The 13,854-nt window shown below is 53.5% G+C and carries 13 protein-coding genes; 3 read left to right on the forward strand and 10 right to left on the reverse strand.

Features of this window, described 5'->3' with window-relative positions; translation table 11 throughout:
- Positions 1-21 precede the first annotated feature (21 nt).
- From KGP16_RS16105 to KGP16_RS16145, 9 genes are all read right to left on the reverse strand, one after another.
- Complete coding sequence (locus KGP16_RS16105; RefSeq protein ID WP_021180926.1) at positions 22-1,653, reverse strand: methyl-accepting chemotaxis protein; 1,632 nt, start codon at positions 1,651-1,653, stop codon at positions 22-24.
- An 88-nt stretch (positions 1,654-1,741) separates the two neighbouring features.
- A complete protein-coding gene (locus KGP16_RS16110; protein WP_021805721.1) occupies positions 1,742-3,409 on the reverse strand; it encodes a methyl-accepting chemotaxis protein in 1,668 nt (555 codons plus the stop codon).
- Positions 3,410-3,664: 255 nt separating this feature from the next.
- Positions 3,665-4,165 (reverse strand): chemotaxis protein CheW, encoded by a 501-nt coding sequence (cheW, locus tag KGP16_RS16115; protein WP_021180924.1) that lies wholly within the window; start codon positions 4,163-4,165, stop codon positions 3,665-3,667.
- A 31-nt stretch (positions 4,166-4,196) separates the two neighbouring features.
- A complete protein-coding gene (gene cheA, locus KGP16_RS16120; protein WP_179248868.1) occupies positions 4,197-6,164 on the reverse strand; it encodes a chemotaxis protein CheA in 1,968 nt (655 codons plus the stop codon).
- Between the two features lie 4 nt (positions 6,165-6,168).
- Positions 6,169-7,245, reverse strand: a complete 1,077-nt coding sequence (gene motB / locus KGP16_RS16125; protein WP_021805723.1) for a flagellar motor protein MotB — start codon at positions 7,243-7,245, stop codon at positions 6,169-6,171.
- The gene (gene motA, locus KGP16_RS16130) at positions 7,242-8,132 is read right to left on the reverse strand and encodes a flagellar motor stator protein MotA (protein WP_021180921.1); all 891 of its coding nucleotides are present in this window, start codon (positions 8,130-8,132) and stop codon (positions 7,242-7,244) included. The genes motB and motA overlap by 4 nt, the downstream gene beginning before the upstream one ends.
- 144 nt (positions 8,133-8,276) lie before the next feature.
- Positions 8,277-8,861: a flagellar transcriptional regulator FlhC gene (flhC, locus tag KGP16_RS16135; RefSeq protein WP_021180920.1), complete on the reverse strand. Its 585-nt coding sequence runs from the start codon at positions 8,859-8,861 to the stop codon at positions 8,277-8,279.
- On the reverse strand, positions 8,861-9,211 hold the full coding sequence (gene flhD, locus KGP16_RS16140; protein WP_021805724.1) for a flagellar transcriptional regulator FlhD: 351 nt from the start codon (positions 9,209-9,211) through the stop codon (positions 8,861-8,863). Before flhD ends, flhC begins: the two co-directional genes overlap by 1 nt.
- A gap of 959 nt (positions 9,212-10,170) precedes the next feature.
- Entirely contained in the window at positions 10,171-10,350 is a 180-nt protein-coding gene (locus KGP16_RS16145; protein ID WP_141234382.1) for a hypothetical protein, read from the reverse strand.
- A 202-nt stretch (positions 10,351-10,552) separates the two neighbouring features.
- On the opposite strand from KGP16_RS16145, the gene ydgT reads away from it, so the two are divergent.
- The 3 genes from ydgT (at position 10,553) to KGP16_RS16160 (ending at position 12,798) form a co-directional block, all read left to right on the forward strand.
- Complete coding sequence (gene ydgT / locus KGP16_RS16150; protein ID WP_021180917.1) at positions 10,553-10,768, forward strand: transcription modulator YdgT; 216 nt, start codon at positions 10,553-10,555, stop codon at positions 10,766-10,768.
- Between the two features lie 152 nt (positions 10,769-10,920).
- Positions 10,921-11,331: a universal stress protein UspC gene (gene uspC / locus KGP16_RS16155; RefSeq protein WP_223499971.1), complete on the forward strand. Its 411-nt coding sequence runs from the start codon at positions 10,921-10,923 to the stop codon at positions 11,329-11,331.
- A 435-nt stretch (positions 11,332-11,766) separates the two neighbouring features.
- Entirely contained in the window at positions 11,767-12,798 is a 1,032-nt protein-coding gene (locus KGP16_RS16160) for an NADP-dependent oxidoreductase (RefSeq protein WP_223499973.1), read from the forward strand.
- Between the two features lie 55 nt (positions 12,799-12,853).
- On the opposite strand, the gene kynA is transcribed toward KGP16_RS16160, so the two are convergent.
- A complete protein-coding gene (kynA, locus tag KGP16_RS16165) occupies positions 12,854-13,696 on the reverse strand; it encodes a tryptophan 2,3-dioxygenase (protein WP_021805728.1) in 843 nt (280 codons plus the stop codon).
- Between the last annotated feature and the right edge of the window lie 158 nt (positions 13,697-13,854).

Below are 13,854 nucleotides of genomic sequence, written 5' to 3' on the forward strand. Positions count from 1 at the left end.
AGCCCTTCACCCAATTGGTTGTTACTTGCCATACAATTCGACACTAGTTGCTTCCTTTGCCACTGATAAAACTCCGTTGTTAAGGCTGTCTGATAAGGTGATGTTGTCGTCCGCAAGGCGGAATACCGCTACCGCATCGGCCAGCGTAATCGCCTGCTCTTCCAATGCCGCCGCCGCCGAGGCCGCTTGTTCCACTAGCGCGGCGTTCTGTTGCGTCACCTGATCCATCTGGGTCACGGCCTGAGTGACCTGCTCGATACCGCGGCTTTGCTCATCGGAAGCCGAGGAGATCTCGCCCATAATGTCGGTAACGCGGGTCACCGAACGCACGATATCCTTCATCGTTGCACCGGAGTCTTCGACCAGCACCGACCCTTGCTTAACACGGCCAACCGACTCATCGATCAGCACTTTGATTTCTTTCGCTGCCTGAGCGCTACGCTGAGCCAGATTGCGCACCTCTGCGGCCACCACGGCAAAACCACGCCCTTGTTCCCCCGCCCGCGCAGCTTCAACCGCAGCGTTCAACGCCAGGATGTTGGTCTGGAAGGCAATACCGTCGATCACGCTGGTAATGGCACCAATTTTCTGCGAGCTGCTGGCAATATCGTGCATGGTGGTGACCACCTCGTCGGCCATTTCCCCGCCCTTGGCAGCGGTGGCTGAGGCATCGCGCGCCAGCTTTGAGGCCTGGCGGGCATTGTCGGCGTTCTGTTTCACCGTGGCGGTTAACTGCTCCATGCTGGCGGCTGATTCTTCCAGCGACGCGGCTTGCTGCTCGGTGCGGGAAGAGAGATCGTTATTGCCTTCCGAAATCTCCTGTAGCCCGATCAGGATCGACTCGGCGCCTTCGCGCACCGCGCCGACTGTGCCAATCAACGAGTTCTGCATGCGGTGCAGGCTGGCAAACAACATGCTGATCTCGTTGCGGCCATACACCTGGATCGGCGTGGCCAGGTTGCCGTCGGCGATACGGTCAAAGTGGCTGCGCATAATATTCAGCGGCTGAACCAACATATTGCGTAACCACCACATGGCGCTGGCGGTCACCAGGATCAGCATCAGCACTGCGCCGCACACCAGCCAACCGGCCAGCGTAAAGGAGCGCTGGTTGGCCGCATTGGCCTGGGCGATATTTTCGTTGACCAGTTGCAGGTACTGGACGAAGTCGGCTTCGAAAAGGTCCTGCATTTTCTGTGTAGGTTGATCCATAAAGCCCTGCAGGTTGCCGCCCTCCAGGAAGACAATCAGTTCGCGCAGCGCACCGCGTAGCCGCTCATAGCTGGCTTGGGTGGTTTCTGTCAGTTGCTGCTCCTGGTCGCTGTTACGCGAGACGGCCAGGAACTGATTAAAATAGAGATCGGCTTTCTGCAACGAACTGCGGGCGTTGCCCATCAGCGCATCGACCTGTTCTTGCGGTACTTTCAGCGCTGCACGGGTGCCGGCCCGGTTCAAGGTGTTACGTGCCTGTAGCAGCGAAACCCAGCTCAGGCTGAGGGCATCACGCTGCTGGCTACCCAGACTAATCAGATTAAGATTGTGGTTATCGGAGCGGGAAGCGGTATACGACAAGCCGGTGCTAATCAGTTGCATCAGACAAAAGGTCAGCAGTAATAAAAACAGACTGGTAGAGATACGGACTCGGTTAAACACGATAAACCTCCAGGTAGCCGCGGGTTAACACGACTTAGGACGGAAAAAAGGGCCACGATCTCGCAGGGAGAACGCAGCCCAATGCCGGTTAGAACGTTTCCCAGTTCTCCTGCGGATCGCTGGCGTTCATTTTTTTATGATTGATTACCGGGGTAACGACTTTACTGTTGGCGGATGACTTGAACTCGTTTTGGCCTTCCGCTTTCAGTCGGAATACCGCAACGGACTGGGTCAAGCGGCTGGCCTGCTCTTCCAGAGCTGCCGCCGCAGAGGCCGATTCTTCGACCAAAGAGGCGTTCTGTTGAGTGACGCGATCCATTTCGGCAACCGCCTGGCCAACCTGATCGATACCACGGCTTTGCTCGTCGGAGGCCGAAGCGATTTCACCCATGATGTCGGTGACGCGGGTGACGGCATTGACGATATCGCCCATGGTTTCACCGGCGCTTTCCACCAGCACCGAGCCCATATCGACGCGGCTAACCGAGTCTTCAATCAGGCCTTTGATCTCTTTGGCTGCCTGCGCGCTGCGGCTTGCCAGGTTACGTACCTCCCCGGCAACCACGGCAAAACCACGGCCCTGCTCACCGGCACGGGCAGCTTCAACTGCCGCATTCAACGCCAGGATATTGGTCTGGAAGGCGATGCCGTCGATCACGCTGGTAATGTCGGCAATTTTCTGCGAACTGCCCGCGATGTCGTGCATGGTTTGCACCACGTTGGCGACCACTTTGCCGCCTTTCTGCGCGGTTTCTGAGGCGCTCAACGCCAGTTGGCTGGCCTGACGGGCGTTTTCGGCGTTCTGTTTCACCGTCGCGGTCAACTGCTCCATGCTGGCGGCGGTTTCTTCCAGCGAGGCGGCCTGCTGTTCGGTACGGGAAGAGAGATCGTTGTTACCTGCGGCAATCTCGGAAGCACCGCTGTAGATGGCATCGGCCCCCTGACGCACGCCGCTGACGGTGTCAATCAGTTCGCCTTGCATGTGCCTAAGGCTGGCTGCCAGCACGCCCATTTCGTTGCGGCTGTTGACGTCGATTTGGTGAGTCAAATCGCCTGCGGCGATCAGTTTGATGTGCTCAATCATACGGTTGAGTGGGCGCACCAGAATATGGTGGATGCCGAACCAAACCATGGCGATCACCGCAACCACCAGTACCAGCACCACGACCAACGTCCAAACGGCGAATTCGAAAGAGCTGTCGCCATCTTCGACCGCGATCTGGTATAGCTTGTCGTTCTGAGTCAGGTAGCGGTTATAGAGCTGTTCAAATTCAGTCTGATAACGTTGAGTGGGCTGTTCGAAGAAGGCGTCCAGCTTGCCGTCACCCAACAGTGTGACCAGTTCCGACAACGCAGTGTGCAAAGTGGTATAGCGTTGCTTGAGTTCGTCTGCCGCTGCGGCATCCTGGCGAGCATCCAGAGGGATTTTTTCATAGGCAGTGTAGTGCTGTTCCGCCATGCTCAAGGTGTTTTTCGCCGAAACCAGCAGTTCATCAACGGTGGCACCGGTGCCCGCTTTATTGAGGTCCATCATGTAGCGGATCCCGGCACGATTGAGGGTATTGCGGGTTTGCAGCAGGTTTACCCAGCTTTCATTCAGTTCTGACTGCTGCTGTCGGATAGTTTGCAGTACGGTAAAATTCTCTTTGTTATCTTTCAGCGAAGTGAAAAACAGCCCACCGGAAACCAGCTGCAAGGCACCGAATAACACCAGCACCAGCAATAAGCTGGTGACCACCTTCATACGATTAAACATTTTTACCCTTCTTGGAAGCCCGCACAGACAAGTGCTGTGTACGTTAACTGTCTGGGTTATCGGCGTGGCAGAAGAGAACTTTAAGAAAAATCTGTAACTATTTTTTTGTATTGTGCGGAGGGTAAGATTTTAACTCGGTGAGGGGCCCGTTGAGCGCAGGGATGCGCGATACGAGCCCCCAGGGACGGATTTACGGCGTGTCGGCGTTCTGCATTATCCCCACCTGTTGAGCCGTGACAAACAGCTACTCAGCAATCAGGCGCTTTTCGCTACGTTGTCCACCAGCGACATCTCTTCACTGCTCAGCAGCTTTTCGATATCCACCAGGATCAGCATACGTTCACCGAGCGACCCCAGACCGGTGAGATATTCCGTCGCCAGCGTAACCGCGAACTCAGGGGCTGGGCGGATCTGATCCGTCGTTAACGACAGCACATCAGACACGCCATCTACCACGATACCCACCACCCGCTGGCCAAAGTTCAGCACGATCACCACGGTGTTTTCATCATAAGAGACGTCCTGCTGGGCAAACTTCACGCGCAGATCGATAATCGGCACGATCACCCCACGCAGATTGGTCACGCCCTTGATAAACGCCGGGGTGTTGGCGATGCGCGTTACCTGATCGTAACCGCGGATCTCCTGAACCTTGAGGATATCAATGCCATACTCTTCGTTACCCAAGGTAAAAATCAGGAACTCCTGACCTACCGTTTCGCCCGCCAGTTTGCTGACGGCTGCCAGTCCTGCCATTTCGATCACCTTTAAATCAGTCGGTTAATAATTATGCGGCAGCGTCCGTCAGACGCTTTTCCCGGTTCAGCGTTTGCAGCGCCGAAACATCTACAATCAGCGCCACGCTGCCATCCCCCAGAATGGTGGCAGCCGAAATGCCCGGCACCTTGCGGTAATTGCTTTCCAGATTTTTCACCACCACCTGGTGCTGACCGATCAACTGATCGACCAGCAGCGCATAGCGGCGGCCTGCACTTTGCAAAATCACCACGATGCCCTGAGTGGCTTCGGTTTTGGCACCGTCAACCTCAAACACCCGATACAGCTCGACCAGAGGCAGATATTCGCCGCGTACCTGAAGCACACGCTCCCCACCGGCCAGCGGATGCAAATCCTCGGCCTGCGGTTGCAATGACTCCATCACGGCATTCAATGGCAGAATGAACACTTCCTCATTCACCTTGACCGACATGCCGTCAAGAATGGCCAGCGTCAGCGGCAGTAAAATGCGGATTGAGGTGCCCTTCCCAGCCTGGAAATGGATTTCGACATGGCCCCCCATCTCCTGAATATTTCGCTTCACCACGTCCATGCCCACTCCGCGCCCGGAGACGTCTGTCACCTGCTCGGCGGTGGAGAAACCCGGGGCAAAGATCAGCATGCCGACCTCTTCATCGCTCATGTTGTCACTCACCGCTAGCCCCTGCGAAGCAGCCTTGGCAAGAATTTTCTGGCGATTGAGACCGGCACCGTCATCGGTGACCTCAATGCAGATATTGCCGCCCTGATGTTCGGCGGACAGGATCAGACTACCGACTTCGGCCTTACCGGCGGCCAGGCGCGCAGCAGGTTCTTCAATACCGTGATCCAGGCTGTTACGCACCAGGTGCGTCAACGGATCGATAATGCGTTCAATCAGGCTCTTGTCCAGTTCGGTAGAGCTGCCGCGTAGCGTCAACTCCACCTGCTTGTCCAGCTTGCTGGCCAGATCGCGCACCAGACGCGGGAAGCGGCTGAAAACGTACTCCATCGGCATCATGCGGATCGACATCACCGACTCTTGCAGGTCGCGAGCGTTACGCTCCAACTGGCTCATGCTGTTAAGCAGATCGCCGTGGTTGACCGGATCCAGGGAGCCGGAACGCTGGGCCAGCATCGACTGAGTGATCACCAATTCCCCCACCAGGTTGATCAGTTGATCGACCTTTTCTACCGCCACGCGAATACTGGTGGACTCGCTAGCCTTGGCTTTGGGCTTCGGCGCTTCAGCCACCGTGGCGGGCGCGGTAGGTGGGACAACGGCCACGGGTTCCGGCGTGCTGATCTTCTCCACGGCCTTCGGAGGCGTGGAAAAGGCAATCTGCTCCGGCTCCAGCACAAAGCACAGCACCGCGCTGATATCCTCCTCACTGGCAGAGGTCAGTAAAGTGACCTCCAGGCTGGTCTCGGTCTGCTGCGGGTTTTCCACCTCGCCGAGATTGCCCAACTCTTCCAGCATCAGCGGAATTTCATTCGGCTTCAGACCGCTCAGGCTGATCCGCATCCCGCCTTCAATTGCAGCCGGAGCAGCGGCATGAACCACCGGTGAGGTTACCGTTACCGCCGCCGCAGGAGCATCCTGCTGTTGCGCTTCCAAAGCCAACTGCCGCAACGCCTGACAAATATACTCAAAGCTCTCGCTATCAGGCTGTTGCGACGTTTTATAGGCGTCCAGTTGCTCCTGCATAATGTCTTTGGTTTCCAGAAACAGGTTGATAATTTCGGTGCTCAGGCTCATTTCCTGACGCCGGGCACCGTCCAGCAAATTCTCCAGCAGGTGGGTAGTTTCCTGCAGCACGCTAAAGCCGAAGGTAGCTGCCCCGCCCTTGATCGAATGGGCAGCGCGGAAAATCGCGTTCAGTGGTTCAATATCCGGGGCCAGCGGGTCCAGCTCCAACAGATGTTGCTCCATATCGGCCAGCAGCTCGTCTGCCTCATCAAAAAAGGTCTGATAAAAAGCGCTAATGTCCATGCTCACGGGGTCACCTCTGCTGTGAGTCGCTGTTAGTCGGTGAAGTGGCGGAAGGTGCCGCCGGAATAGCCGCTGTCGGCCCGGTGTCTGCGGCTTTCACCGCTGCCGGAGGTTGCTCTGGCGTGCCCTGCGTTGCCGGCAGTTCGGCGGTTGGAGCAGGCGGCGACGGCGGTAATTCCGGTGTCGCTATAGCCGGTGCCGTCGCCTGCGGAGCCAACTGCTTCAGGCCTTCTGGCTGATCGATTTCCGTAGCGCTGCTCTCCGCATTCTCGTGTTCTATCCCCTGCTGGGTTGCTTTGTTCAGCACCAGAATGGTGATCCGCCGGTTAACCGCATCATCACCGCCGTGCTGTTTCAGGTTCATGGTCGAGGCCATCCCAACCACCCGCAATACTTTGCCTTCGGCCAAACCACCGGCGATCAGTTCACGCCGCGAGGCATTGGCACGATCGGCGGACAGCTCCCAGTTGCTGTAATAGCGCTCACCGGTAGCATAAGGCAGATCGTCGGTATGGCCCGACAGGCTGATTTTGTTCGATAATCCATTGAGGATCGGCGCTATCCCGCGCAGGATATCGCGCATATAGCTTTCCACCTGTGCGCTGCCGGTCTTGAACATCGGCCGGTTCTGGCTATCGATAATTTGAATGCGCAATCCTTCGTCCATCATGTTGATCAGCAAATGCGGTCGCAGCGCTTTCAGGCGCGGGTCCGACTCAATCAGCTCATCGAGTTTCTCGCGCAGCTTGTTCAGGCGCAGCTCTTCTGCACGCTTTTCCGGTGAATCCATCTGCTTTTTGACCAACCCTTGCTGCTGGGTTGGATCGTCCCCACCGCCCGGGATTGGGCTACTTTCCGAGCTGCTCTTGTCGCCGCTGGTCAGCGCCACCTTCAGTGGGGTACGGAAATATTCGGCTATCTGCGTCAACTCCTGCGGGCTGGCAATCGCCAGCAGCCACATCACCAGAAAAAACGCCATCATCGCCGTCATAAAATCGGCATAGGCAATTTTCCAGGAGCCGCCGTGATGACCGGCATGATGGGCTTTGCGTTTTCTGACCAGAATAACCGGGTGATTCTGTTTCATGCGTCCTGCTCTTCCGTCGCCTGCTGTGCCGGGGCTTTCACCTTACGCACATGCTCTTCCAACTCAATGAAGGAAGGGCGCTCCGTGGTGTACAACGTTTTACGGCCAAACTCGACCGCGATCTGTGGGGCATAACCATTCAAACTCGACAGCAAGGTGACCTTGATGCACTGCATCATCTTGGTGGTTTCAGCACTCTTCTGGCGCAGTAAAGTAGCCAGCGGGGAGATGAACCCATAGGCCAACAGAATGCCGAGGAAAGTGCCCACCATCGCATTGGCGATCAGTGCCCCCAATTCCGCCGCTGGCCGGTCAGCCGAAGCAAGTGCGTGCACTACCCCCATCACGGCAGCCACGATGCCGAAAGCCGGCAACGAATCGCCGACCATCGCCAGGCTCCCTGCGGGTACCTCGCTTTCCTGTTCGAAGGTTTCAATCTCTTCATCCATCAACGCTTCGATCTCAAAGGCGTTCATATTGCCGCTCACCATGAGTCGCAAATAGTCGGTAATAAATTCCACCAAGTGGTTATCGGCAAGAATGCGCGGATAATTAGAGAAAATTTCGCTTTCCTGCGGATTATCGATATCAAACTCAAGCGACAACATGCCTTGCTGGCGGGATTTAGCCATCAGCCGATACAGCAGCGCCATCAGATCCATATACAGTTCTTTGTTGTATTTTGAGCGGCGCATCAGCTTGGGAAGAGCGCGTAGCGTGGATTTGATCGCTTTACCGTTGTTGCCGACGATAAAGGCTCCCACACCAGCCCCCCCGATGATCAAAAATTCGGCAGGCTGATAGAGTGCGCCGAGGTGCCCCCCGACAATCATATAGCCGCCAAACACGGTTCCCAGAACCACGAGATAACCCAAAATAACTAGCACACGTATTCCTTAAATTCACAATATGGGTGGAAGGTGAGTCAGCGCGGGTGAAATTAGGCAACAGCGCGTGTCGCCCAGAGAGCCCGGAGTACCGAGCCCTTGAGTTTCACCAGTCTGTGTTGCTGTATAAGCCTGCAAGCAGGCTCAGACTGCGCGTTTAACCTGCTCTTCCAGCAGTTGTGGAATAATATCGGCCAGTTGCGGCGAAAGTTTACGTCTTTTTACTGCGCGGGATGGGGGTTGGCATAAACTGCAGACAAAACTGTTAAGCGGCTGGTGCGCATGGGTGATAAAAGCCCCACCACAGCAGCTGCAGGCGGATAGCTGCAACATACCGCTGTCGACAAAACGCACCAGCGTCCAGGCTCGTGTCAGCGCCAGCAACGGGGGTTCGCCTGGCTGCTGCGGACACTGTTCCAAATACAGTCGATAGGCTTTGACCACGGCTTCAACCCCGTGGCACTGACCGCATTTGAGCAGGAACTGATAGGCATTGAAAAACATCGACGAGTGGATGTTTTGCTCCCAGGTCATGAACCAGTCGGTCGAGAATGGCAGCATCCCTTTGGGCGGCGGACTGCCGCGTAATTCTTTATACAGTTTGATCAATCGCCCACGGCTAAGCTGCGTTTCGCTCTCCAACATCTGCAAGCGCGCGCCCAGCGTGATCAGTTCCATGGCGAGTTGAATGTCCTTGGCTTCCTGAACAATACTTTTCTCACTCATCATCAGGCTCTTTTCTTCGTCACACAACCGCCTTTACCCGATAGTTCTTGGAGTAAATGGCTCGATAGCAAAATGCCGGTGTGGATCTGTTGCAGATCGTCCACGCGGGATTCTTTCGTCAGGCGCTCGATAGTATTGTGATCGTTGAAACGGAAGTGGCAAACCAACTGATTAGTTTCTGCCAGTTTCACCATTTGTGGCAACGTGAGTTGCGACAGCGCATCCGCCATCGAGTTATCAATACCCAGACGGAACATTGCTGACGCTTTTTCATCGTTAATCAGACGCTGTGCCAGAAGCAAATATGACAAATTAATGTCATAAATATGTTTAAGTAGTTCAGACGTACCCATATTCCCATCCCGACAGACTATGTTTAAAAACATATGCTGGGTGATAAATTATCGCCCATGACCTGGGTTCATTCCCAAAGTTGGCAAACAAATCCCTGTACGCCAGCCGCGATAACTGCGCGACTATACACATTTCGGGTTGTTACTCAGTATTGGATATACATGTAAATACATGTATGGATATACAGCATCCTGCTTCAAAAGTGTGTTTTTCGTAAGACTATTTTTACAAAAATAATAAGATTAATCTTAATAACAGCGCAACTCTACCCCCGATCACTTAGCCCACACAACGTAAGCGACACGCTATTTTAAAAACAATGTGACACAGCTCACAAAAATAAAAAATATCAAGCTTGAAAAGGCCAAAATCCGACCAATTATTAGCCACCAAGCTGTGCAATAAACACGCTAAAGTAAGAAAAGGTCTTAAAAACCAGCTTTTATAGCCTAAAAATACGCTTTTTTAGATCAATTCGAACAAAAGCTTAACTAAAGCCAAATCACAGAGAAAAAATCTGCCACCCCGCCACTAGCGTAGTTTAAAATTCTGATTGTCATTTAAAAGCAGTTCCTTACGAATAACATCACCCGCTAAAACCACCCCCGACTGAAAAGTAAGATTTAACTTGTGTCGCTGTTTCAATTTTCGACAGAGCAACTCCTGCGGTTAAAGGGGCAGTATTATGGGTTGAACAAGTTAGCAGAAGTAACAATGTGTTTCGTCGCGATAGGGGCAACCAGGGGTAAGTCAGAAAAGATAATGTCAACTAGCATTGGTCGACCAGGAAAGTAGCAAATTGATTTTTACTTAGCATTTTAATTATTACTCAAGCCTCTCCCCGAACGATGATATGGAAAATTCCTAACGCTGCCTAACGTCAACCTGAACAAGCATTAAATCAAGCTTGCTTTATTGTCCAGCCACTTTTCAGCACCAACTGAATTATGTTTTGGCCTTACGCTTCTTCACAAAAATTTTTGCACTCGCCCAATGATAATACATCGGGTATCCACCAGCCAAAACCACTGCCGTTATCATTTTCTTTGCCATGGGCAAAGAAACGCAGCGCTTTGCTGACAAACTCCCCCAGAGCCAATAAGGTAAGATTCCCCCTAATTGACAGTTTATCTGTCAAGATACATTGCCCAGATGCTCGGCACATATTATCATTCGATGGTGCCTCTCCCCCCTAACCGGGGTATTTTGGCTAAGCGTGTTCCATTTACTCACTTTTCTTTTATTTTGCCTGGCGACATCTCTTCATCTTGTGGCGATTTCTGCGAATATGTGAGATTTTTCTTTCCGCTTTAATACTATTAATAGGCTATGTTTTAACTATGACAAGTACCATCGATTACCTGATGACGTTTCGCAAATGTTCCAGCCTGGACAGTCTGGAAAAAGTCTACGACAAGCTGAATTACTCACTGACGGATGACAATGAAATGAGCAACATGTACCGTGCTGCGGATCATCGCCGTGCGGAACTGGTCTCTGGCAAACTGTTCGACCTGGGCAAAGTGCCAAAGTCACTCTGGGCACAGGTGCTTTAATCCCCAGACAGTGATGCGCGCATCTTTTTATCTTTTATGGCGGAATTTTTTCCTTGCCCTGAGGGTTTGGCGTTGCGCGTGATACATACCACATTTCTTGCGCATGCATTGCTCTACCCTTTAAGCACACATTCAGGCAGCGGGAGTAGAACATGGGATATCACAACGTTCTGGTTACGGTGGCCGTCGCAGCGGACAGCCACCGGCTGGTAGAGAAAGCCGTCTCGATCGTGCGTCCCTGCGATGGGAAAATCACGCTAGTCAGCATCATTGCCAATGCCGAGATTTTCCCCGCCCCCATGCTGGGTGACCTGCGTGCGCTGATGGAGGAAGAGACGCTGCTGTTTATGGAAGAACTGTGCCTACGGGCAAACTATCCCCATATCGCTACGCGGATCATCCACGGCGAGTTGGGCGACTGTCTGACCTACGCCAACCAGAAGCAACCCTTTGATCTGGTCATCTGTGGCAACCATAGCGATAACATGATGAATAAAGTGGCCTGCTCCGCCGCGCGCTTTATCAATACCAGCAGCATTGACGTGCTGATCGTTCCGCTATAACGCACAGTTATCACCGCCAGTTGGCTATTCAGGTGGGCCTCTTTTTTCTTCTAACAAATTAAGTGGGTCGTAAGCAATACTGGCTCACCAATGAAGCATCGTTGATGCTACACATCGCCCTTAATATCATCATCAGTGTCAATATATGAGATCGGAATTATCGCACCCCTATCAATATACCCAATATCAAATATCACTGTTAACTATGATTGACAATCATATTTCGACTGTTATTTTTCATCACGATATAAGAAAGTGGTCAACGAACATTCCGCCACCGCAGCTATTACGCAATATTTTTCAACAAGGTTCCCGCTACGCTTATTACGTTATCGCATAAGTGCGCACATAACGCTATTTTCCACCGCGGCAGATTAACTAAACTAGCCTGTACCTGAACACCCTTCGTTCAACACCGTCGCCAAGGAGTCATCGATGTCTCAGCAAGCGCATAACCGCCGTTTTGTTTTAGCTTCACGCCCACACGGGGAACCGCAGGCAGACAATTTCCGCCTGGAAACCAACCCCCTCCCACAGCCCGCCGCCGGGCAGTTGTTGCTGCGCACGGTTTACCTTTCATTAGATCCCTATATGCGTGGCCGTATGAGCGATGCGCCCTCTTATGCCCCCCCGGTACAGATAGGCGAAGTGATGGTCGGCGGCACCGTATCCCGCGTGCAGGCTTCACAACATCCAGACTTTAACGTTGGGGATTGGGTGCTAGGTTACGACGGATGGCAAAGCCATGCGCTGTCGGACGGCAGCGGCCTGCGTAATCTGGGGGCCAAACTGGATCACCCTTCCCGGTTGCTTGGCGTATTAGGTATGCCTGGTTTTACCGCCTATATGGGGCTGCTGGATATCGGCCAGCCACAGGCGGGCGAAACCTTGGTGGTCGCAGCAGCCAGCGGAGCCGTAGGTTCCGTGGTAGGTCAGATTGCCAAGCTGAAAGGATGCCGCGTGGTGGGTGTGGCGGGTGGCGCAGAGAAATGCCGCTATGTGGTGGAAGAACTGGGATTTGATGCCTGTATCGATCACCACTCGACCGACTTTGCGGCCCAACTGGCAGCAGCCTGCCCCCAGGGCATCGATATCTACTATGAAAACGTCGGCGGCGCAGTATTCGATGCGGTTATTCCTTTGCTCAATACCAAGGCACGTATCCCCGTCTGCGGCATTATCGCCCACTACAGCGCGACCGAGTTACCGCCAGGCCCAGATCGCTTGCCGTTGTTACAAGGCCTGATCCTGCGCAAGCGCATCAAGATGCAGGGTTTTATCATCTTCGATGATTACGCAGAAAGCTTCGGCGAGTTTCTACAACAGATGGGAGAATGGGTCAGCCAGGGCAAGATCAAATTCCGCGAGGACGTGGTCGACGGGTTGGAAAATGCCCCTCAGGCCTTTTTCGGTCTGCTAAAAGGAAAAAACTTCGGCAAACTGATCATCCGCGTCGCCGAGGAGTGATCCTCTGTTCAGGGCGCTATGCGCCCTGATACTGCTTCAAACCTGGACCAAGCAGTCAAGCGCCAATCTCGGTGCGTACGTCTAACAGTTCCGGGAAAAAGGTCAACTCTAACGCCTTCTTCAAGAAGCTGACGCCGCTGGAGCCGCCGGTTCCCGATTTAAAACCAATGATCCGCTCGACCGTTTTCATATGGCGAAAACGCCATAGATGGAAGCTTTCCTCAATATCCACCAGCTTCTCGGCCATTTCGTAGGCCGCCCAGTAGGTTTGCGGATTATCGTAAATCAGTTTAAACACCGGTAACAGCTCTGGATTGCGCTGGTAAGGCTGGGTCCAGTCTCGTTCAATGCACGCCTTAGGTACCGCAAGACCGTGGCGGGAAAGATAGCGGAGGAATTCGTCATACAGGCTCGGGGCTTCGAGGATCGCTTTCAACGCGGCATGCTTTGGCGCATCGTCGCTGAAGACGGCCAGCATGGCAGCATTTTTGTTACCCAACAAAAACTCGATCGAACGATATTGATGAGATTGGAAACCTGAAGAGTTGCCCAGCACGCCACGGAACTCCACATATTCCGATGGAGTCAGCGTTTCCAGCACCGCCCATTGCTCAAACAGCAAACGCTGGATCTGTTTTACTCTGGCCAGGATCTTGAAGCAGTGGCTGAGCTTATCCTGCTGCACCAGAGTCCTGGCTGCCTGCAGTTCATGCAGCATCAGTTTCATCCACAGTTCCGAGGTTTGATGTTGCACCACAAACAGCATCTCATCATGATGTTGCGGGTTGGAAAGTGGCTGCTGGCAATCCAGTAGTCGATCCAGGCACAGGTAATCACCATAGCTCATGCGCTTGGAAAAATCGGTAACGATGGCGCTTTCTAGTTCCCGCTGATTCATATTCTCTCTCCGTGTCGCTCACGCCTTTGGCAAACGTGACGCGCGTTGCTGGTTCGCAAGTGAAGAGAAGACAATAGTCCATTACGGCAACATTAACGTAACAATTAACGAGAGCTGCCTCGCAGATCCGGTGCTGACATCGGATTTAACGGGCGCAG

Source organism: Serratia sp. JSRIV006 (assembly GCF_019968685.1).
GTDB lineage: Bacteria > Pseudomonadota > Gammaproteobacteria > Enterobacterales > Enterobacteriaceae > Chania > Chania fonticola_B.

Bases quoted from the DNA above. Each gene is read 5' to 3' on its own strand.
- uspC (WP_223499971.1), top strand. From the start codon at position 10,921: ATGGGATATCACAACGTTCTGGTTACGGTGGCCGTCGCAGCGGACAGC.
- flhC (WP_021180920.1), bottom strand. From the start codon at position 8,861: ATGATGAGTGAGAAAAGTATTGTTCAGGAAGCCAAGGACATTCAACTC.
- KGP16_RS16160 (WP_223499973.1), top strand. From the start codon at position 11,767: ATGTCTCAGCAAGCGCATAACCGCCGTTTTGTTTTAGCTTCACGCCCA.
- cheW (WP_021180924.1), bottom strand. From the start codon at position 4,165: ATGGCAGGACTGGCAGCCGTCAGCAAACTGGCGGGCGAAACGGTAGGT.
- KGP16_RS16110 (WP_021805721.1), bottom strand. From the start codon at position 3,409: ATGTTTAATCGTATGAAGGTGGTCACCAGCTTATTGCTGGTGCTGGTG.
- ydgT (WP_021180917.1), top strand. From the start codon at position 10,553: ATGACAAGTACCATCGATTACCTGATGACGTTTCGCAAATGTTCCAGC.
- flhD (WP_021805724.1), bottom strand. From the start codon at position 9,211: ATGGGTACGTCTGAACTACTTAAACATATTTATGACATTAATTTGTCA.
- motB (WP_021805723.1), bottom strand. From the start codon at position 7,245: ATGAAACAGAATCACCCGGTTATTCTGGTCAGAAAACGCAAAGCCCAT.
- kynA (WP_021805728.1), bottom strand. From the start codon at position 13,696: ATGAATCAGCGGGAACTAGAAAGCGCCATCGTTACCGATTTTTCCAAG.